Source organism: Rothia sp. HC945, from assembly GCF_051370785.1.
Lineage (GTDB): Bacteria > Actinomycetota > Actinomycetes > Actinomycetales > Micrococcaceae > Rothia.
Window position 1 is genome coordinate 1 of sequence record NZ_JBFCSN010000003.1, and the last position, 20029, is coordinate 20029.

Here is a 20029-nt window from a genome sequence, read left to right on the forward strand (position 1 = left end):
TTGAAACCAACAAGAATTCAAAAAACTTGGTACAACATTCAAACAAAGCACACTATTGAGTTCTCAAACAACAAACCTATACTAGGAACTTTCACCTGATAAGATGTCCGCTCCCGCGGTTGCCTGAACAAGTTTACCGGCTGTTCTCCGGCGAGTCAACTTGACGTTTCCGTCCTGTTCACTCCCTTTGTCACCCCTTCGAGCTGATGCTTTTCAGAGCGACAATCCACCAGCTTAGCTGTTCGTTCCTGACGACGCAACTCGTTGATCCTGAGATCTTGGTGGAGGTTTGTTGCCACTCCCCGGTCTTGACCAGGTCGCCGTGGCAACTCGCATTACTTTACAGACGCCCACGGGCCCCCGCAACTCGGGAGACCGTGGGCTGCGTCACTGCTTATGGAGCGCATCGGAAGGCCGCAGGTCAGGCTCCGCCGGCGCTTTGACGAAGGCGCGAAACCTCGTAGAGCGCAATGCCTGCCGCCAGTGATGCGTTGAGGGATTCCATCGCGGAATCGATGGGGATGGAGACGATCTGGTCGCACTTCTCCGCCGTGAGGCGTGAAACCCCTTTGCCCTCGGATCCCACGACCACGCACAAGGGTTCCGTCGCCAGCTCGAGGTCAGGCAACTGCACATCGCCGTCGCCGTCGAGCCCAATCACGAATACTCCCTGATCCTTGAGCTTCCCGATGGTCCTGTTGAGGTTGGTCGCCTTGGCCACCGGAATACGTGAAACTGCACCCGCGCTTGTCTTCCACGCGGAAGCCGTCACGCCAGCGGCCCGGCGCTCCGGCACGATCACGGCCTGGCCGGAGAACGCGGACACGCTCCTGATGATCGCGCCGAGGTTCCTGGGATCTGTAATTCCGTCCAGTGCGACGAAGAGCGGCGGTTGGGCCATCTCCCCGGCGTGCCACTTCTCCAAGATCGTCGAGGTCAAGTCGCCCGCGTCGGGATATTTGTACGGCGGAATCTGCAGGGCAAGCCCCTGGTGGACCGCGCCTTCCGTCAGACGGTCAATCTCACTCCTCGTGATCTCCAGGGCAGGAATGTCCCGATGCGCCACGGTCGCAAGAATTTCCTTGACCCGATCGTCCTGTTCGATATTGGCCATCACGTAGATGTGCTTCGCAGGAATTTCCGTACGCAGAGCTTCGAGTACAGCATTGCGTCCGGTCACGAGCTCTTCGCTGGTCCGTTTTCCGCCCAGTCGCTGCTGGCGCGGCTGGGCGCCACGCTGCTGGTTGCGGGCAGCGGCTTTCTTGGTCTTGTAGGCCTTGTGGTAAGGCCGGTCTTCGGCCTTCGGTGTGGGTCCCTTGCCTTCCAGGGACCTACGGCCGTGGCCGCCCGTCCCCTTGAGCGGGGCACGCTTCTTCTTCCGGATCGCTCCGGGTCGATTGTTCTCAGCCATGGTTTGCCTTTCTGTACTCGGTCCGGTCTCAGACCGTCCAAGTCGAGCCGTCGCCGGAATCCTTCACAGTGATTCCGGCGGCGGTGAGTTCGTCACGGATTTGGTCGGCGCGCGCCCAGTCCTTCGCGGCACGCGCCTCGGCCCGTTGGGCCAGGAGTGTTCTCATGAGGGAATCGAGCGCGGATCGCTCCGCGCCGGATCCGTTCTGGGGCTCGAGATCCATCAGAGGTGTCAGGCCCAAGACGTCCGTCATTGCCCTGACCGCGTTCGCTTCGAGCTCGACGTCGTCGGCTCTCCCCTCCGACAGCGCCGAATTGCCCGCCTTCACACGTTCGTGGAGAACGGCAAGCGCCTGCGGGATGTTGAGGTCGTCGTCCATGGCCTGGCCGAAGGCCTCCGGCACCGCCCCGTCCGGGGCGCCTCCCCCAGACTTTGCCAGGAAGGACTCAACGCGTTCGACCGCGACCCGCGCTTCATCGAGTGACGTGGGGCGGTAGTCGAGCACAGACCTGTAGTGAGCCTGACCAAGGTAGTACCTCACGACAAGTGGACGTGCGGTTTCGAGCATCTCCTCCGGGGAAACGGTATTGCCGATGGACTTGGACATCTTGTCGCCCTCGTAGGTGACGAGACCGTTGTGCAACCAGAAATTCGCAAAGCCGAAGCCGGCCGCGGTCGATTGCGCAAGTTCGTTCTCGTGGTGAGGGAACCGCAGATCAAGCCCCCCGCCGTGGATGTCGAAACGCTCACCCAGGTATTTGCCGGCCATGGCAGAGCACTCCAGGTGCCACCCCGGGCGGCCCCGTCCCCACGGGGAATCCCATGACGCTGTCTGCGGCTCTCCCTCTTTGTGCCCTTTCCACAACGCGAAGTCTCGCGGGTCCCGTTTGCCCCGAGGATCGGCGTCGGGCGCCGCTTGCATGTCGTCGATATTCTGGCGAGTCAGAGACCCGTACGGGTCCCAAGACCTCACGTCGAAATAAACGTCTCCGGAATCGTCCAGGGCCTGGTAGGCGTGCCCACGATCGATCAACCGCTGGATGAGTCCGAACATCTCGGTGATATGGCCAGTGGCCCTCGGCTCATACGTCGGGGGCTTGATGCCCAAGGTGTCGTAGGCCGAGGAGAAAACGCGTTCGAATCGATAGGCCAGGGCCCACCATTCCTCCTCGGGGTAATTTCCGCAGTACCCCTGTTCGAAACTGGCCTCAGAATTGGCCAGAATCTTGTCATCGATGTCGGTCACGTTGCGAACGGTGGTGACCTTGTAGCCGCGATAGCGCAACCAGTTGCTGAGCTGGTCGAAAACGAGAGCAGACCTGATGTGCCCGATGTGGGGCATCCCCTGGACGGTCGCTCCGCAGTAATAGAGGCGGGCCTCCCCGGGATTCACCGGTTCGAAATCTCGGACAGTGGCAGTATCTGTACTGTAAAAACGCAAGCTCACGGGGCAATTCTAGCGGCGATGTCCAGCGGCGGTGTCCAACAGCCAGGCCCCACACTTCGTGGCGCACGGTCCATTGCCGCGGGACAATTCTTCAGGCGGCTCGGCGGGCCGCGGGTAGCGGACGCCTTAAACAACAAAAGCGCGTCCCTCCCGAACGGAGGAACGCGCGATCGTCGTCTTCAATGACGCCGCGGCCCACGCAAACCCGGCGAACCGGGCGCCTGGTGGACGAATTCAGTGCTCCAGAATCTTGTCGAGCTCCGTCTCCGCGGCTTCCTCGTCAATATCTCTGGCCAGTGCCACCTCGGACGAGAGAATCTGCCGTGCCTTGGACAGCATGCGCTTCTCCCCCGCGGAAAGACCCTTGACCTGTTCGCGCCGCCAGAGGTCGCGGACGACCTCGGCGACCTTGAGGACATCCCCCGAGGCCAACTTCTCCGAGTTCGCTTTGAACCTGCGGGACCAGTTGCTGGCCTCCTCGACATCCTCGGCCTGAAGTACGTTGATGACCTCCTGGAGGCCGTTCTCATCAACGACGTCCCTCACGCCCACCATGTCGACGTTGTCCGCCGGAACCTCAATCGTCAGATCCCCCTGGGCGACCTGGAGCTTGAGATACATTTTTTCTTCGCCCTTGACTATGCGAGTCTTGATCTCTTCGATCGTCGCAGCGCCGTGGTGAGGGTAAACGACGGTTTCGCCAACCTCAAAAAGCATATGGATGAACCCCTTTCAGCCAACCCAGTTTACCACGGCCCATTTACACCAGGGACCGATGAGTTTCCTACAATGAAGCGCAGGAAAACATGAGGTATTCGCCACCAGTTGCGGATCGCTCGGAGCGAGAATTCGGGGATACGGGACCCGTGCGCCGCCCTGCCAGAGATCGGGACGATCGCCACGGGAGCCGTTGCAGACGAAGCGTCCACAAAACACGCTAAACTGACCAGGGAATGAGTCCGCGACGCTTCAGACAAGGGCGCCGCTCGATCCTCGCATCACCACACAAGGAGTGAGACGTGAAGTCTTTCGGTCGCCAGAACGTCAAGCGCGCTGGAGCAACGGCAGCCATCGCAGTCGCGGTTCTGTCCGCCACCGCCGGTTGCGGCTACATTCACGAACAGCCCACCACGATCCACTACGCCGCGTCGGACGGCGTCCACGCGGACGTGGCCGATGCGGAATTCCGCAACCTGATGGTGATCGCCAAGGACAAGAATTCCGCCGGACGTCTGCTGGGCACGATCATCAATTCCTCGGACAAGGAAATGAACGTCACCATCGACACCGGTGACGCCACGGCCTCCGTCAAGGTTCCTGCCGACGGCAAGGTTCAGCTCGAGAAGCAGGAAACTCTCCTCAACCCCGTGGGCAAGGCCCCGGGCGAAACCCTGGAAGACACCAAGCTCTCCGTCGGACCCCAGAGCACCACCTCCAATGTTCCCGTGCTTGACGGGACCATGGAGGAATACCAGCAGTACATGCCCAACCTGGCGGATACGCAGCCCTCGAACGGATCCTCACCTAGCTAGGAGTCCTCGAGCTCCGGCTCCTGCGGCCCCGAGAACCGGGCTCAGCCCGCCGGGTCCGAGCCCGGCGGAAGACGTACACACACGCGAAGGCTCCCTGCCGAATCATCGGCGGGGAGCCTTCGTGCATTTCGGCCCGGGTCCGGCCTAGGGCTCGAATTTGTAGCCGAGACCGCGGACCGTCACCAAGTACCTCGGGTGTGAGGGATCCGGCTCGATCTTGGACCGGAGTCGTTTGATATGGACGTCCAACGTCTTGGTGTCCCCCACGTAGTCGCTGCCCCACACGCGGTCGATGAGCTGCCCGCGGGTCAGCACGCGGCCCGCATTCCTCAGCAACATTTCGAGCAGTTCGAACTCCTTGAGCGGCATGGCCTTCTGCGATCCGTTGACGCTCACCACGTGGCGTTCGATGTCCATCCGGACCGGGCCGCCTTCAACGGTCGACGTCACGAGCTCCTCGGTCTCCGTCTGGCGTCTCAGCACGGCACGAACCCGGGCCACGAGTTCTCGCGACGAATACGGTTTCGTCACGTAATCGTCTGCGCCGAGCTCCAGGCCGAGGACCTTGTCGATCTCCGTGTCCTTCGCGGTCAGCATGATGATCGGGACATGGGATCGCTGCCGCAACTGCTTGCAGACCTCTGTTCCGGATTGCCCCGGAAGCATCAGGTCCAGCAGAACGAGGTCTGCTCCGGCTCGATCGAACTCCGCGACCGCGTCCAGACCGTTGTCGATCACCGTGACCTCGAACCCTTCACGTCCCAACAAGAACGCCAGCGGCTCGCTGAGAGCCTCCTCGTCCTCGATAACCAAGAGTCGAGTCATGCTTGAGTATCCTCCTCGTCAAGACCGGATCCAGCCGGTCTGCTCTTCTCCGCGGGCCCCGCGGGGGCGTCGTCCACCGCCGTGATGGAAACGGGTTCCTGGTCCCGAATCGGCGCAGGCTCCGATTCGCTGTCCCGAAGGTCTTTTTCGGTTGCTTCGTCCAACTCGGGAAGACTCACCGTGAAGGTTGATCCTTGCCCCGGAGTGGACCACAAGGAAATCTCGCCGCCATGCTGTGCCATAACGTGTTTCACGATGGACAGCCCAAGCCCGGTTCCACCGGTCTGGCGCGAACGCGCGGCGTCGACGCGATAGAACCGCTCAAAGATCCGGTCCTGCTCGTCATTCGGGATCCCCGGCCCCTGGTCCTTGACCGAGACCAAGGCGGTGCCCTTCTTGGATTTGATGCCGACGCCGATCCTGGTGTTCTCCGGCGAATACCGAATCGCGTTGTCGATCAGGTTGCGCAACGCAGTCATCAGCAACTCGGGGTCCCCATGGACCGGACGGGTGGCCGTGCCGCCGACGCGGATCGATATGTTCTTGTTCTCTGCGGCCAACTTGTTGCGATCCGCTGCCTCGTGCACCAGCTGATTGAGATCGATGATCGTCCCTTTCTGGACGATGTCGGTTCCCTGCAGCCTCGAGAGTTCGATGATGTCGTGTACGAGGGCGGTCAGACGAGCCGATTCCTTGTGGAGCCTCCGGGTGAAGTGCCGCACCGCTTCCGGATCCTCCGAAGAACCTTCGATCGCCTCGGCCAGCAGACGGACAGCCCCCACCGGAGTCTTCAGTTCGTGAGAAACGTTGGCGACGAAATCCGTGCGGATGGCTTGTGCCCGTGTGATCTCAGTCCGGTCGTCGGCCAGCATGAGGATGTATTCGTCGGCCACGGGGGCGATGCGCACATTGAGCACGAGTACGCCGCGCCCCATCGGTCCGCGAGATATTTCCACGGTCTTCTCGACGATGACGCCGTCCCGACGAACCTGTCTGATCAGGTCCAAGAGTTCCGACTGCGCCACGCTGTGGCCTCTGACGAGTCCATAGGCATAGGATCCCTGGGACGCCCGCACGACTCCGTCGACGGCGTCGACCAAAACGTATGCCTGCCCGACGACGGCCAGCACCTGGGCCGCACCATCGTTGATGGTGGGCTCATCCACAACGGCCCATTCGGCGCGCTGACGGTCGCTCCTGCGCAGGGCGAAGTGACTCACCACGCCGAGCGCCAAACCAATCAGACCCCACATGAAGGCCATAGCCACAGAACTCACCCTTACAGCTTAGGCACACTTGGGCCATCGACACCGCTCGGACCATGGTTCACATCGGTGGGTTCAACTAAGGTTCATCCAAGGCCGGCACTGCGTTTACGCGAGATGGCCAGACTCGACAGGTAGATACGCGTTGTCAGGAAAGGACCGTTTCATCGTGCGCAAAGTATTTCAGGCCGAGCTCCAGCAGGTGGGCGACGACCTCGTCGAGATCGCGAATCTCGTTGAAACGGCCTTCGACCGAGCGTCAGACTCATTGCTGAACGCGGACATTCAGGAAGCCGAGCAGGTCATTTCCGACGACGCCCGCATCGACTTCCTCCAGAACCAGCTCGACGAGCGTTCGATCGACCTCCTGGCGTTGCAAGGACCCGTGGCATCCGACCTTCGCATGATCGTGGGCGCGCTCCGTATGAGCGCTTCCCTGGAACGTGCGGGCGACCTCGCCCGTCACCTCGCTCAGGTGACCCGGTTGCGATACCCGGAGACTTCAGTTCCCGAGGACCTCGTGCCGACGTTCCAAGAAATCATCGATCACGACAAAGCGATCATCAACAACGTCATCCACCTTCTCGAGACGCGGGAACTGGCCTACGCGGACGAGATCTATGCCGCCAAGGGGCGCATCAACGTGCTCCACGAGTCCGTTTTTGCTCACATCGCCGAAGCCGACTGGGGGTCCGACGCCCAGACGACCATCGACATGACGCTCGTTTCCCGTTACATGGAGCGTTTCGGCGACCACGGGGTCTCCGTGGCCCGAAAGGTCACTTACCTCGTGACCGGCGAATGGGACTCCGCGCCCACGGCAAGCCACTCGTAACCCACACCATGTGCCCGGACCGCATGGTCCGGGCCGGGGTCGCGCTCGGCGCCGGACGCGCCCCGACACACACCAGCCGCCCGACCATGGTTTTGGCCGGGCGGCTGGTGTGTACTTGTTGGGGTGCGGGCTACTTCTTGCCCTGGTTCGCAACGGCCTGGATCGCGTCCGCGGCCGCGTCCGGATCCAGGTACTCACCGGGCTTGACCGGCTTGTAGTTCTCATCGAGCTCGTAATAGAGCGGAATTCCGGTCGGGATGTTCAGGCCGGAGATATCCTCATCCGCAATACCGTCCAGGTGCTTGACCAATGCCCGCAAGGAATTGCCGTGTGCGGCGACCAAGACCGTCTTGCCCGTCGCAAGATCCGGTTTGACCCCCTCGTGCCAGTAGGGAAGCATCCGCTCAAGAACATCCTTGAGGCACTCGGTCCGGGGAGCATCTTCGACGTCCGCATACCGCGGATCATGTGCCTGGGAGAATTCGGAGTCGTCGTCCAGGGGCGGCGGCGGAACATCGTAGGAACGACGCCACTGCATGAACTGTTCCTCGCCGTACTTCTCCCGGACCTCTGCCTTGTCCTTGCCCTGAAGGTCGCCGTAGTGACGCTCGTTGAGACGCCAGTTCCGCTTGACCGGGATCCACAGCCTATCGGCCTCGTCCAACGCGAGGTTCGCTGTGTTCATGGCACGACGCAACAAGGACGTGTGTACGACGTCCGGAAGGATGCCACGCTCCTTGAGCAGTGCACCACCACGGGCGGCTTCCTCCCGCCCTTGATCGGACAGGGGCACATCGACCCAGCCGGTGAACAGGTTCTCTTTGTTCCATTCGCTCTGCCCGTGACGCAGCAGAACAAGTTTGTACGTTTCAGCCATGTCCCCCATTGTTCCACTTTCCGGCACGTCATCGGGAGGAGAACCACAGGAAATAAAAGTGCCCCGGGCGAACCCGGGGCACTGTTCGTTGTGCGTTCGTCATCGCGCTGGCCGGTGAGGGTCCTCCGGAAGGAGCTATTTCCTGGTGCGGACCGCCGGACGGACGTCGGCCAGGAATACACCCACCGCCGATGCGGCGATCAATTGAAGGAACAGGCTCGAGGAGCCGCCGCGCAGGGCGCCGAGCATGGATATCACGGCCGCCAGCAAGCAGGCTCCCGTGACCAGGACCCAGAACTTCTTCGTGCGTTTGAACGAGTACTGGTAGGCGTGGTCGCTCGCCCCGAGCGCTGAGACGAAGGCCCACATCGCGAGTAGGAAGAGGATCAGCCCGAGCGCAAGATCGATGATTCGTTCCAGGGCCATCGTGATGGTCAAGATCTCCATGCGTTCACCCTATCGCTTCTCGACGTGGTCCAGTGCCCGGCTCAGGTCCGACCAGAGATCCTCGACATCCTCAATGCCCACCGACAGACGGAGAAGCGCTTCATTGACGCTCTGAGCCTCGTTCGAGTGTCGGCGACGTCGCTCAACCAGCGATTCCACGCCGCCCAACGAGGTCGCCGGCGTCCAGAGGCGCAAGGCCTCGACGACCCGCTGTGTCGTCTCGGCGTCGGCATCCAGAGTCGCCGACAGCACCGAGCCGAAGTTGCTCATCTGTGCCTTGGCCCGATCGTGTCCGCGGTCCTCGGGCAAGCCGGGGTACCTGACTTCGGCGACAGCAGGATGATCACGCAATCTTTCCGCGAGAACCTGCGCGGACGCCGACGACTGCCGGATACGCAAGGACAGGGTTCGCAGTCCTCGCAATGCCAACCACGCCTCGACGGGCCCGGCGATCGCTCCTCCCAGCGAGCGCTGGGCCAGAGTCGCTTCCCGCAGCTCGGGCTCCCGTGTCACAACGGCCCCCATCACGACGTCGGAATGCCCGGCCAAATACTTGGTTGCCGAGTGGACCACGAAGTCCGCGCCCCACTCCAGGGGGCGCTGCACCAACGGGGTCGCGAAGGTGTTGTCGACGGCCGTTCGGATCCCCAGGCCACGAGCCGCCGCGAGAAGGGTCGGAAGATCCGCGACCTCCAGCATGGGGTTGGTTGGGCTTTCGAGCCAGAACAGGACGTACGGCGCCTCGGCGCCAGGGGCGGGTTCGGGAAGAGATCGCACCTGCTCGGTCAGGACCTCGATCACTCGGTCCGTGTCTTCGACGGCCACCTCGACCAAGGTGCAGACACCACGCCGTTCCATCTGCCGGACCAAGGACATCGACCCCAAGTACGTGTGCTCAGGCATGACGATGACCGACCCCACCGGGACCTGACCGACGACGCCGGCGATGGCACCCATGCCCGAGCCGAAGAGCAACGCCGGCAGCTCGGATCCCTCGAGGGACGAGAGAACCTGTTCGAGGTCCTCCCATGTCGGGTTCGTAAACCGGCCGTAGGCCCGGTCCTCCGGCAGAATAGGGCCGGCGCCGTGGAACGTGGATGAGAGAACAATCGGCGAATTCACCGGAGCGTCATGTTCCCTCTCCGGTCGCCCCGCCGAGACGACCAAGGTCTCGCGCGACCACGGGGAATCGGCGTCCGTACCCTGGTGTTCGGCGCGCGCTTCTTCCGCGACGATCTCGTCGGGCTCGTGTCCCTTGCGTCCGTGGATATCCGAGGAATTCTGCTGCATAGTCCACAGATTACCCGTCCGTCCTCGGCAAACGGGGGTGCGCGCCGATGGACCGCCCCTGATTTCGATAGGCTACGAGGGTGACTTCAGAGCTCCACTACTCACCGCCCGAAGTGGCTTCCCAGCGCCCCGGAACCTTCATTGTGTTCGAAGGCGGGGACGGTACCGGGAAGTCGACTCAGGCGCGGATTCTCGAAGACCGGATCCGCCAACGGCTGGACCGTGAGGTCGTCCTGACCCGAGAGCCCGGAGGCACAGATATCGGGGAGAATATCCGTTCCCTCGTCTTGGACATGGGCAACGGCGTGATCGATGCCCGCACCGAAGCCTTGTTGTATGCCGCCTCCCGGGCCGCCCATGCGCATCAGCTCATCGCACCGGCCCTCGAGCGCGGCGCCGTGGTCGTGTGCGATCGATACATCGACTCTTCGGCCGCGTACCAGGGCGGCGGGCGAGGACTCGGAGAGGACGCCGTCACGAATCTTTCCCTGTGGGCCACGGAAAATCTCGTCCCTGATCTGACGGTCTTCCTGTCTGTCGACGGCGCGCATGCACGCAACCGCGTGGCCTCTCGAGGCACGCTGGATCGGCTCGAGACGGAGCCTGACTCATTCCATGCCCGGGTTCGGGAATCGTTCCAAGGACTGGCTCGGGGTACGGAATCCAAGAAAACGGTGATCGATGGATCCGGTTCCGTCGACGAGGTCGCGGACAGGGTGTGGCACAGCGCCCTGCCGACCTTGATGGCGGGTGAGACACCGTGAGCGTCTGGGACCAGTTGGTCGGCCAGGAACAGGCCGTCGGCCAACTCCGCAAGGCGGCGGCGTCGGAATTGCCTCCGCACGCCTGGTTGTTCACGGGCCCTCCAGGATCAGGGCGGTCAACAGCCGCACGCGCCCTGGCTGCGGCACTTCTCTGCGAGAAACCGGACCCGGCCGAGAGAGGGTGCGGGGAGTGCAAATCGTGCCGCACGGCCATGTCCGGAGCGCACGCGGACGTCACCAACTTCGCGACCGAGAATGTCCAGATCAAGATTGAAGAGGCGCGCGACCTCGTGGTCAAGGCCCAGGACCGCCCCTCCGTGGGCCGGTGGCGGGTCATGATCGTCGAGGACGCCGATCGCATGCCCGAGCGCACGTCGAATGTCTTGCTGAAAGCGATCGAAGAACCGCCTCCGCACACGATCTGGTTACTCTGCGCACCGAGCCCGGTCGACGTCCTGGTGACCATTCGGTCACGGTGTCGCGCCATCACTCTGAAAGTCCCCACGGCCGAGGAAGTCGCGGAGCTTCTTGCGCGCAGGGACGGTGTGGACCCGGAGACCGCGGAACAGGCCGCACGCCTGGCTCAGGGACACATCGGAATTGCTCGTCGGCTCGCGCTGTACCCCGAGGCGAAGGCCCGCCGCGAAGACGTGGTGCGGCTCCCCCTGGGTCTGGGCGGGATCAGCTCGGCCGTGGCCGCCGCGGATCGTCTCATCTCCACGGCGGAGGCCGAGGCAACCGCCGATGCCGAGGAACGCAACGACCAGGAAAAGGCTGACCTGCTCGTGACTCTCGGTGCGCCTGAATCCGGCCGGGTGCCGCCGACCATCAAGGCCGCCGTACGTCGCCTCGAGGAGGACCAGAAGCGGCGTGCCAAACGGATTCAGGTCGACACCCTTGACCGCTTCCTCATCGATCTCTCGACCTTCTATCGGGACGTGCTGACGCTCCAGTTGAAGACGGGCTCACGCCTGATCAACCACCATTTGGAACGTGAGCTGTCCGACTACGCCCTCAATTCGAGCGCGGAACGCACCCTGGAGCAGATCGACACGATCAACCTCACGCGCAGGCGGATCTCAACCAACGTCAGCCCGCGTCTCGCGTTCGAGGCCATGGCCGCCAGCCTGATACTCCGCCACTGACTGCCACGGGGCGTTGGTCAGTTCCGGAAGCCGTGCACCGGGGATGGGATGTGGCCCGCCCTGCGGACGAAGATCTCCGAGGATCCTTCGTGTGCGGGCATCACGGGGGCCCGCCCCAAGAGCCCGCCGAACTCGACGACGTCGCCCACCCCGAGACCGACCGCGGGAATCACGCGCACGGCGGTCGTCTTGTGGTTCATGACGCCGATGGCCGCTTCGTCGGCAATCATGGCCGAGAGTGTGGAGGCCGGGGTGTCTCCAGGAACGGCGACCATGTCGAGCCCCACGGAGCAAATGGCTGTCATCGCCTCGAGCTTGTCGAGGGTGATGTTCCCCGCAGCCGCGGCCTCGATCATGCCGATGTCTTCCGATATCGGGATGAAGGACCCGGACAACCCACCGACGCGGGAGCACGCCATGAGGCCTCCCTTTTTCATGGCGTCGTTGAGCAGCGCCAGCGCCGCGGTGGTTCCGTGGGTACCGACCACTTCGAGGCCGAGCTCCTCGAGAACCCGCGCCACGGAGTCGCCGACCTCGGCCGTGGGCGCGAGAGAAAGATCCACGATCCCAAAGGAGACCCCGAGCCTCTCTGCCGCAAGGTTCCCGACGAGCTGACCCACGCGGGTGATCTTGAAAGCGGCCTTCTTGATGACCTCGGCGCTGACATTCAAGGACGCTCCGGGAGTCTTTTCCAGGGCACGCTTGACGACGCCCGGCCCAGAGACACCGACGCTGACCACACAGTCCGTCTCCTGAACGCCGTGGAAAGCCCCCGCCATGAAGGGATTGTCCGAGACGGCGTTGGCGAAAACGACGAGCTTGGAGCAACCGAAACCGTGGGCTTCGCCCGTCAGATCCGCCGTCTCGCGGATCACCTCTCCCATGTCCCGCACGGCATCCATGTTGATGCCGGCGCGTGACGAGCCGATGTCCACCGAGGAGCAGACCACGTCGGTTTCCGCGAGCGCCCGAGGAATAGACGACATGAGAATGCGATCGGCTTCGGTTTGACCCTTGTCGACCAGCGCCGAGAATCCGCCGATGAAATCGACGCCGACCGCTCGCGCGGCCCGATCGAGCGTGCGGGCGTATTCGAGGTAGTCGGAATCTCCCGACGCGCCGGCCACGATCGAGATCGGGGTGACCGCGATGCGCTTGTTGATGATCGGGATCCCGAGTTCCGCCTCGATCCCTTCGGCGACCCTGACCAGGTTCTTCGCGCGCTGGGTGATTTTGTCGTAAATCTTCGCCCGCGCCCTGTCACCGTCGGCATCGATGCAGTCGAGCAACGAGATGCCCATGGTCACCGTGCGGATGTCGAGTTTGTCTTCCTCGATCATCTGGATGGTTTCGAGGATATTGGCGTTGGTGTCGATCATGGCGGGATGTCCTAGAGGGTGTGCATGGCTTCGAAGATGGCCTCGGACTGGATCCGGATCTCGACCTTCGCCGCCTGACCGATGGGTTCCATCGCCGCCTGGATGTCTTCGATGGTCTGCTTCGACTCGTCGAATTCACCCTGCATGATCATGGTGAAGTAGCCCTCCATGAGGGTTTGGGAGACATTGAGGATGTTGACGTGAAGATCGGCCAGACCGGTCGACACGGCGGCGATGATGCCTTCGTGGTCCAAGCCCGTCACGGTGAGGATGACTTTCATGGTGCTCTTTCGGGAGTAGTGGCTGACGGTTCGCGTCTACTGGGTGGTCTGCTGCTTGAGCCGCCGGTGCTTTTCTCGTTTGAGCCGGCGTTTTCGCGCGGTCAGGCTCGCGGGAGGTTCGGCGTCCTCCCCAGGTTCGGGACCGTAGGTCTTCCTCAAGGAATATCGACCGTCCTCGTGGACGAGTTGTTCCGACCAGCGCAGATCATTCGGTTTGCCCCTGGAATCGAAGGCCACGCCGATCCATCGCGATCTCGGGTCCGAATCGATGAACATCGCCTTGAAGAACAGGGTCAGCGGGACGGCGAGGATCGCCCCCAGTGGGCCGACGATCGCCGACCAGAAGATCAGCGAGACGAAGGTGACGGTCGTATTGAGCCCGACGGCGTCGCCAGTGACTTTCGGCTGGATCACCGACTGGGCGACGAAGTTGATCACGGAGTACAGAACCACGACCCAGATCGCAGTGGCCGGTCCGCCCGCGAGCAGTCCGAGCAGGGCCGGCGGGATCAGGCCGATGACGAAACCAATGTTGGGGATGTAGTTGGTGACGAAGGAGAACACGCCCCAGGTGAAGGCCAGCGGGACCCCCAGAATCATCAGGGCTATCGTGTCCAGAACGGCCACGATCGCACCGAAGACGGTATTCACGACCCAGTATTTGGAGGTCCTGTGGCTGAAGTCTGCGTAGGCCTGACCGAGACCCGGCTTGGCGCTTGCGATTTCCGAACGACGTCCGGGGATGATCGTGGCGTCAATGAAGAGGAAAGCCATCACCATCACCAGCACGAACAGCTGCGACCCCGCGGATGACAGGCCGCTCAGGACCGTGGTCGCGGCACTGAGGATCCGGCTCGGCTGAAGATATTCGAGCAACGAGTCCCCGACGTCCGTCTCGCTGAGTCCGTAGTCGCTCAGCAAGTGGCGCGTCTGCTGGTAGAGAGTCGCGAACTTTCCGCTGTAATTCGGAAGGGTCTCGACGAGCTGGAGGACCGACACGACCATGGACCCGATAATGGCGAGCAGTATCGCGTAGAGGAACAGCGCCACGAGGACCGTCGAGAGCCACCGGGGAACCTTGCGGTCGGCCAGCCACAATCGCATCGGTCGAACCGCGACGACGAGCGAATAGGCCAGGAACATGGGCCCGAAGATCTCCGAGATGAACTTGAGTCCGCCCATGAAGACCACGAGGGCCGCCAGGGCGACGAGAGCGACGACGCCGAGCGGCAGGTCAGGGCCACGGCGAGGAGCTCGTTCCTGCTCCTGCATCGGCATGTTCGCATCCGATTCTGTCGCTCGGGTCGATGCGGCGACGGGTCGATTCATGGGCTGGATGTTCTCCCTGCGTGGACGATCGGGGTCAGGTCCGGACGGCCGTGTACACCTGACCGTTTCCGGACAGGGTTAGGACGTCCCGCGACCCGATGTGCAGCGCCGACTCCGTGCCGCGCAGGGCGATTCGTTCGCCGGCACCGGTCACCTCGACGTCGCCTTCGACGCACAGAATAGCCGACAGCCCATCACAGGTGTACTCGACGGGGTCGTCCGGCGACACGGTCACGTGGTCCACGTGCAGTTGCGAGTCCCAGAGGTCGTAGCGGGCCACGCCCGGCTGCTGCTCCGAGGGGAGCATCGCTTCCGGGGCAGGCTGATCGGCAACAACCACCGAGAGCAGTTCCTTGATGTCGACGTGCTTGGGTGTCAGCCCGGCCCGCATCACATTGTCGGACGGATTCATGACCTCGATCGCGGTGCCCTGGAGGTACGCGTGGACCTGCCCGTGCGGCGTGTGGGCCGACTCCCCGGGCTTGAGAAAGAGCTGATTCATGGCCACGGCCACCAGGGTCCCCCGGTCACCGGGGTAGGCATCGTGGAGCAACAGGACGAGGTCGGCGACGGCGTCGAGGTCGAAACCCTCACGATCGCGACGGTAGGCGGCGTCGTCCTCATCGAAGGGATGGGCCAGGCTCCAGTCCATGGCCGCGTTCACCGTCGCATCCAGCGCCAAGGCTGAGCTCGTCTCGTCCTTGGCGAAGATGGCCTTGATGATCTCCGAGGCATCGTAATCTGCCAATTCGGCCAGCCACGTGAGGTTGAGTTCCTTGGCGATCCGTTTGAGCTCGGCCGCAGGCCGGATCCCGGTGAGGAGACGCAACGGCGAGTACGCGATGACGGTCTCCGGTTTGGAACGGTCGTCCTTGTAATTGCGTTCGTTCGCGTCGAGGGCGATGCCTGCCCGGTTCTCCTTCTCAAACCCTTCGACGGCTTGTTGTTCGGAGGGATGCACTTGGAGGGACAAGGGCGAATCGATGGCCAGGATCTTGAGCAGGAACGGGAATCCGGAGGTACCTTCCGGCAGGACCGAGTCCGGGTCCTCCTCGACCCAGTCGGCCAGGGACTTGGTCCCTTCTGCCGTGAGTACGGAGGATGGCGCCTTGGGATGCGCCCCGACCCACAGCTCGGCTTCCGGCTCGGAAGCGGGCTTGTCCTCGCCGCGGAGTCGGGCAAGCGTATCCCGCGTTCCCCATGCATAATTCTGGACTGGATTTACCATCTTGAGCAGCTGACCCATACCCATCATCCAACCACAACCGGTTCCCGCAACGCAGTCACGGCCCGAGGCTATGACGGCTGTCACCCCGGCGATTCCGCGGGTTTTCGGGGGCCGCCCACGTAGAATCGTGCGGGTGAGCATTAACCTACAAGAGTCGTTCAAGGCCTACGACGTCCGCGGGATCGTTGGCCAATCCATCACACGGGAAAGCGTACGTGCCACGGGTGCCGCCTTCGTCGATGTTCTTGACCTCTCGGGAAAGACCGTTCTGGTGGGCGGCGACATGAGGCCCTCATCCCCCGAATTCATGGACGAGTTCGCGGCCGGGGCCACAGCCAGAGGAGCCGACGTCGTGAAGATCGGTCTGATCTCGACCGACGAGCTCTACTTCGCGTGTGGAGTCCTTGACGCCCCCGGTGTCACTTTCACCGCGTCGCACAACCCCGCCGAGTACAATGGCATGAAGATGGCCAAGGCAGGAGCCGTCCCGATCTCGTCCGAGACCGGACTGTTCGATATCCGCGACGCCGCCCAGCGCTACCTCGAGAGCGGCGTCGTCCCCTTGGAGACCACCGGGAGCATCTCGGAACGGGACATCCTTGTCGACTACGCCCAGTACCTGCGCAACCTCGTGGACCTGTCGTCCATCCGCCCGCTGAAGGTCGTCGTCGACGCCGGAAACGGCATGGCGGGAATGACGACGCCTGCTGTTCTTGGTGACGCCGTCCTGCCCGCGCTGCCGCTGAACGTCAGCCCGCTGTACTTCGATCTGGACGGCACCTTCCCGAACCATCCGGCGAATCCGCTCGAACCGGCAAACCTGCGCGACTTGCAGGCCGCCGTCGTCGAGTCGGGCGCGGACCTCGGCCTCGCCTTCGACGGCGACGCCGACCGGTGTTTCGTGGTCGACGAAAAGGGCGACCCCGTCACGCCGTCCGCGATCGCGGCCTTGGTGGCCGAGAGGGAAATTTCCCGGGCCCAGGCCGACGGCATCGAAGAGCCGGTCGTCATCCACAATCTGATTACGTCGAAGGCCGTGCCCGAGCTCGTCGAGTCCATGGGCGGCCGAGCCGTGAGAACGCGGGTGGGACATTCCTTCATCAAGGGCGTCATGGCTCGCGAGAACGGCGTGTTCGGCGGCGAGCATTCGGCCCACTACTACTTCAAGGACTTCTTCAACGCTGACACCGGGATGCTCGCCGCCATGCACGTGCTGGCGGCCCTGGGGACGCAGGAGCGGCCGCTGTCCAGGCTGGCCGAGAAGTATGCACCTTACGTCGCCTCCGGCGAAATCAACTCGGAGATCGAGGACAAGGCGGCCGCGGTCGCGCGAGTTCGTGAGGCTTTGGCCGACGGGCCCATCGATGTCGACGACATGGACGGCACGACGTTCACCCACCGCACCGACGGTTGGTGGTTCAACCTGCGACCCTCGAACACCGAACCGTTCCTGAGACTCAATGTCGAGGCCCCTGATCCGGCAACCATGGAACGCGTTCGCGACGAGGTCCTGGGGCTGATTCGGCTGTAATAGCGACTGGCCTCAGAGCCGGCCGGGCCCGGGCGGCGCGTAGTCCGGGCGGCGCGTAGTCCGAGCCGTCGGGGCAAGGATCAGTTCATCACATGCGAAAGGACGCCGCCGGCCCGCCCCTGAGGGCGGCCCGGCGGCGTCCTTCATCGTGCCAGTGGTATCAGCCGTCGAGACGGGCGCCCAAGGCGTCCCTCTGTTCCTTGACCTCCGCAGGAACGCGGTCACCGAGCTTCTCGAACCACTCATCGATTCCGGGAAGCTCTTCCTTCCACTCGTCGACATTCACCGCGAGGGCGGCCTCGGTATCCTTCGGATCGGCGTCCAGCCCGGTCAGGTCCAAGTCCTCGACGTTCGGGACGATACCGACGGGGGTCTCCTTGCCACCAGCCGTGCCCTGCAGGCGTTCGATGATCCACTTGACCACGCGCGAATTCTCGCCGAATCCGGGCCAGGCGAATCCGCCATCCGGGGTGCGACGGAACCAGTTCACGTAGAAGATCTTCGGCATATTGTCTTCGCCGTACTTCTTCGCGATGTCCACCCAATGCTGCAGGTAGTCCCCCGCGTTGTAGCCGATGAACGGCAACATGGCCATGGGATCGCGACGCACGACGCCGACCTGCCCCTTCGCAGCGGCGGTGGTCTCGGAGGACAGCGTGGCCCCCTGGAAGACGCCGTGATTCCAGTCGAACGACTCGGACACGAGCGGAACCGTGGTCTTGCGTCGACCGCCGAAGACGATCGCCGACAGCGGGACGCCGTCGGGGTCGCTGTACTCGGGCGCGACGATGTCGCACTGTTCGATCGGCGTGCAGAACCGCGAATTCGGGTGCGCCGCGGGACGACCCGAGTCCGGGGTCCAGTCCTGGCCCTTCCAGTCGGTCAGGTGCTCAGGGACCTCATCGGTCATGCCTTCCCACCAGACACCACCGTTGTCCGTCAGGGCGACGTTGGTGAAGATCGTATTGCCCTTGGCGACGCCGCGCATCGCGTTGGGGTTGGTGGTCCACCCCGTTCCGGGTGCGACGCCGAACAGGCCGGCCTCGGGGTTGATCACCCGGGGCTTGCCTTCGTCGTTGAAGGTGATCCAGGAAATATCGTCCCCGACCATTTCGGCTTTCCAACCTTCGATGGTGGGTTCGATCATCGCGAAGTTGGTCTTGCCGCAGGCCGAGGGGAAGGCTGCGCTGATGTAATGGGTCCCGCCCTGCGGGTCGGTGACCTTCAGGATCAGCATGTGCTCCGCAAGCCAGCCCTCGTCGTGCGCAATGGCCGAGGCGATGCGCAGGGCGTAGCACTTCTTGCCGAGCAGAGCGTTTCCGCCGTATCCCGATCCGAAGGACCAGATCGCGCGGTCCTCGGGGAACTGCACAATGTACTTGTCCGGATTGCACGGCCAGGCGACGTCCTCCTGCCCCTCTTCCAGAGGCGCGCCCACGGAATGGAGGGCCTCCACGAAGAAGGCGTCCTTCTCTTCCATCGTACGCAGAACGTCCTGCCCGATGGTCGCCATGATGCGCATCGAGCACACGACGTAGGCGGAGTCCGTCAGTTCGACGCCGAACTTCGGGTCCTTGGCACCCAAGTGGCCCATGACGAAGGGGATCACGTACAACGTGCGTCCACGCATGCAACCCCGGTACTTCTCGGTCAGGGTCGCCTTCATCTCTTCCGGATCCACCCAGTTGTTGGTGGGCCCGGCACCCTCTCGCGTGCTGGAGCAGATGAACGTGCGCTCCTCCACGCGGGCGACGTCCTCCGGATCGGAGAACGCGGCGAATGAGTTGGGAAATTCATCCTCATTGAGCCGGACGAAGGTCCCGGCGTCCACGAGCTCACTGGTGAGACGGTCCCATTCTTCCTGGGAACCATCCACCCAATGGATGGTCTCCGGCTCAGTCAATGCAGCGACTTCGCGGACCCAGTCCAGCAACCGCTGGTGCTGGGTCGGTGCGCTCTTCAGGGCTTCTTCCACGGCTGGCTTCAGCTTGTCGCTGTTTCCGACGACGATGTCAGTCATTAATTGTTCCCCTCAACAGGTTTCGGCCCTCCCGGGCCATCACTCACGACATTGTGTGGGGGTGCTCGATGTCCGTTCGGACTCGCGCCCGCGGTGCGGGCCACGAATTCCAGCTCCGTCCCTTGTGACTAGACCAGGGTAGCGTAAACCGAACATAGTGTCCCAGGATTATGATGCGGCGGAGATCACAGAACCCCGAGTTGGCGTTCCGGAAACCCGCATGTAAGGTAGTACTCGGCCTTGAACGGTAATGCGTTCGTGGGCCCGGCGCCTGTAGCTCAACGGATAGAGCATCTGACTACGGATCAGAAGGTTGGGGGTTCGAATCCCTTCGGGCGCACATCAACGGAAGCCCCGTCATCCCCGGATGACGGGGCTTTTTCGCGTCCACATCCGCCCGCCTCTCCGGACCGACCCGAGCAG

General features: G+C 63.1%; 18 protein-coding genes and 1 tRNA gene. 6 read left to right on the forward strand and 13 right to left on the reverse strand.

The window, feature by feature from the left end:
- Window positions 1-421 precede the first annotated feature (421 nt).
- The 3 genes from rlmB to AB0Y14_RS10065 form a co-directional block, all read right to left on the reverse strand.
- Complete coding sequence (rlmB, locus tag AB0Y14_RS10055; protein WP_436589130.1) at window positions 422-1411, reverse strand: 23S rRNA (guanosine(2251)-2'-O)-methyltransferase RlmB; 990 nt, start codon at window positions 1409-1411, stop codon at window positions 422-424.
- 28 nt (window positions 1412-1439) lie between these two features.
- Complete coding sequence (gene cysS, locus AB0Y14_RS10060) at window positions 1440-2858, reverse strand: cysteine--tRNA ligase (RefSeq protein WP_436589131.1); 1419 nt, start codon at window positions 2856-2858, stop codon at window positions 1440-1442.
- A 234-nt stretch (window positions 2859-3092) separates the two neighbouring features.
- Complete coding sequence (locus tag AB0Y14_RS10065) at window positions 3093-3575, reverse strand: CarD family transcriptional regulator (protein ID WP_436589132.1); 483 nt, start codon at window positions 3573-3575, stop codon at window positions 3093-3095.
- Window positions 3576-3877: 302 nt separating this feature from the next.
- Between AB0Y14_RS10065 and AB0Y14_RS10070 the strand changes: the two genes are divergently transcribed.
- The gene (locus AB0Y14_RS10070) at window positions 3878-4390 is read left to right on the forward strand and encodes a hypothetical protein (protein ID WP_436589133.1); all 513 of its coding nucleotides are present in this window, start codon (window positions 3878-3880) and stop codon (window positions 4388-4390) included.
- A gap of 144 nt (window positions 4391-4534) precedes the next feature.
- Here the strand turns inward: AB0Y14_RS10070 and AB0Y14_RS10075 are convergent, their stop codons facing one another.
- Window positions 4535-5215 (reverse strand): winged helix-turn-helix domain-containing protein, encoded by a 681-nt coding sequence (locus AB0Y14_RS10075; RefSeq protein WP_436589134.1) that lies wholly within the window; start codon window positions 5213-5215, stop codon window positions 4535-4537.
- On the reverse strand, window positions 5212-6492 hold the full coding sequence (locus AB0Y14_RS10080; RefSeq protein WP_436589135.1) for a sensor histidine kinase: 1281 nt from the start codon (window positions 6490-6492) through the stop codon (window positions 5212-5214). Before AB0Y14_RS10080 ends, AB0Y14_RS10075 begins: the two co-directional genes overlap by 4 nt.
- Window positions 6493-6649: 157 nt before the next feature.
- On the opposite strand from AB0Y14_RS10080, the gene phoU reads away from it, so the two are divergent.
- A complete protein-coding gene (phoU, locus tag AB0Y14_RS10085; RefSeq protein ID WP_178980239.1) occupies window positions 6650-7315 on the forward strand; it encodes a phosphate signaling complex protein PhoU in 666 nt (221 codons plus the stop codon).
- Between the two features lie 130 nt (window positions 7316-7445).
- Here phoU and AB0Y14_RS10090 read toward each other — a convergent pair whose 3' ends face one another.
- From AB0Y14_RS10090 to AB0Y14_RS10100, 3 genes are all read right to left on the reverse strand, one after another.
- The gene (locus AB0Y14_RS10090; RefSeq protein WP_436589136.1) at window positions 7446-8192 is read right to left on the reverse strand and encodes a phosphoglyceromutase; all 747 of its coding nucleotides are present in this window, start codon (window positions 8190-8192) and stop codon (window positions 7446-7448) included.
- A gap of 135 nt (window positions 8193-8327) precedes the next feature.
- Window positions 8328-8639 (reverse strand): DUF2516 family protein, encoded by a 312-nt coding sequence (locus AB0Y14_RS10095; protein WP_436589137.1) that lies wholly within the window; start codon window positions 8637-8639, stop codon window positions 8328-8330.
- Window positions 8640-8648: 9 nt separating this feature from the next.
- A complete protein-coding gene (locus tag AB0Y14_RS10100; RefSeq protein WP_436589138.1) occupies window positions 8649-9929 on the reverse strand; it encodes a trans-sulfuration enzyme family protein in 1281 nt (426 codons plus the stop codon).
- 80 nt (window positions 9930-10009) lie between these two features.
- Between AB0Y14_RS10100 and tmk the strand changes: the two genes are divergently transcribed.
- Window positions 10010-10693 (forward strand): dTMP kinase, encoded by a 684-nt coding sequence (tmk, locus tag AB0Y14_RS10105; RefSeq protein ID WP_436589139.1) that lies wholly within the window; start codon window positions 10010-10012, stop codon window positions 10691-10693.
- Window positions 10690-11838: a DNA polymerase III subunit delta' gene (locus AB0Y14_RS10110; RefSeq protein ID WP_436589140.1), complete on the forward strand. Its 1149-nt coding sequence runs from the start codon at window positions 10690-10692 to the stop codon at window positions 11836-11838. Before tmk ends, AB0Y14_RS10110 begins: the two co-directional genes overlap by 4 nt.
- A gap of 17 nt (window positions 11839-11855) precedes the next feature.
- Here AB0Y14_RS10110 and AB0Y14_RS10115 read toward each other — a convergent pair whose 3' ends face one another.
- From AB0Y14_RS10115 to manA, 4 genes are read right to left on the reverse strand one after another with little or no spacing between them, the layout of a single operon-like run.
- On the reverse strand, window positions 11856-13217 hold the full coding sequence (locus tag AB0Y14_RS10115) for a PFL family protein (protein WP_436589141.1): 1362 nt from the start codon (window positions 13215-13217) through the stop codon (window positions 11856-11858).
- Between the two features lie 11 nt (window positions 13218-13228).
- Window positions 13229-13498, reverse strand: a complete 270-nt coding sequence (locus AB0Y14_RS10120; RefSeq protein WP_436589142.1) for an ACT domain-containing protein — start codon at window positions 13496-13498, stop codon at window positions 13229-13231.
- A 36-nt stretch (window positions 13499-13534) separates the two neighbouring features.
- On the reverse strand, window positions 13535-14827 hold the full coding sequence (locus AB0Y14_RS10125; RefSeq protein WP_436589143.1) for an AI-2E family transporter: 1293 nt from the start codon (window positions 14825-14827) through the stop codon (window positions 13535-13537).
- Window positions 14828-14861: 34 nt separating this feature from the next.
- A complete protein-coding gene (gene manA / locus AB0Y14_RS10130) occupies window positions 14862-16055 on the reverse strand; it encodes a mannose-6-phosphate isomerase, class I (protein ID WP_436589144.1) in 1194 nt (397 codons plus the stop codon).
- A 133-nt stretch (window positions 16056-16188) separates the two neighbouring features.
- Here manA and AB0Y14_RS10135 point away from each other — a divergent pair, with 133 nt between their 5' ends.
- Window positions 16189-17586 (forward strand): phosphomannomutase/phosphoglucomutase, encoded by a 1398-nt coding sequence (locus tag AB0Y14_RS10135; RefSeq protein WP_436589145.1) that lies wholly within the window; start codon window positions 16189-16191, stop codon window positions 17584-17586.
- A 160-nt stretch (window positions 17587-17746) separates the two neighbouring features.
- On the opposite strand, the gene AB0Y14_RS10140 is transcribed toward AB0Y14_RS10135, so the two are convergent.
- Complete coding sequence (locus AB0Y14_RS10140) at window positions 17747-19606, reverse strand: phosphoenolpyruvate carboxykinase (GTP) (protein ID WP_436589146.1); 1860 nt, start codon at window positions 19604-19606, stop codon at window positions 17747-17749.
- Window positions 19607-19873: 267 nt separating this feature from the next.
- On the opposite strand from AB0Y14_RS10140, the gene AB0Y14_RS10145 reads away from it, so the two are divergent.
- A tRNA-Arg gene (locus tag AB0Y14_RS10145) sits at window positions 19874-19946 on the forward strand.
- Window positions 19947-20029 lie beyond the last annotated feature (83 nt).

Coding starts and splice junctions, on each gene's coding strand:
- rlmB (WP_436589130.1), bottom strand. CDS start 1,411: ATGGCTGAGAACAATCGACCCGGAGCGATCCGGAAGAAGAAGCGTGCC.
- AB0Y14_RS10065 (WP_436589132.1), bottom strand. CDS start 3,575: ATGCTTTTTGAGGTTGGCGAAACCGTCGTTTACCCTCACCACGGCGCT.
- AB0Y14_RS10075 (WP_436589134.1), bottom strand. CDS start 5,215: ATGACTCGACTCTTGGTTATCGAGGACGAGGAGGCTCTCAGCGAGCCG.
- AB0Y14_RS10090 (WP_436589136.1), bottom strand. CDS start 8,192: ATGGCTGAAACGTACAAACTTGTTCTGCTGCGTCACGGGCAGAGCGAA.
- AB0Y14_RS10095 (WP_436589137.1), bottom strand. CDS start 8,639: ATGGAGATCTTGACCATCACGATGGCCCTGGAACGAATCATCGATCTT.
- AB0Y14_RS10100 (WP_436589138.1), bottom strand. CDS start 9,929: ATGCAGCAGAATTCCTCGGATATCCACGGACGCAAGGGACACGAGCCC.
- AB0Y14_RS10115 (WP_436589141.1), bottom strand. CDS start 13,217: ATGATCGACACCAACGCCAATATCCTCGAAACCATCCAGATGATCGAG.
- AB0Y14_RS10120 (WP_436589142.1), bottom strand. CDS start 13,498: ATGAAAGTCATCCTCACCGTGACGGGCTTGGACCACGAAGGCATCATC.
- AB0Y14_RS10125 (WP_436589143.1), bottom strand. CDS start 14,827: ATGAATCGACCCGTCGCCGCATCGACCCGAGCGACAGAATCGGATGCG.
- manA (WP_436589144.1), bottom strand. CDS start 16,055: ATGGTAAATCCAGTCCAGAATTATGCATGGGGAACGCGGGATACGCTT.
- AB0Y14_RS10140 (WP_436589146.1), bottom strand. CDS start 19,606: ATGACTGACATCGTCGTCGGAAACAGCGACAAGCTGAAGCCAGCCGTG.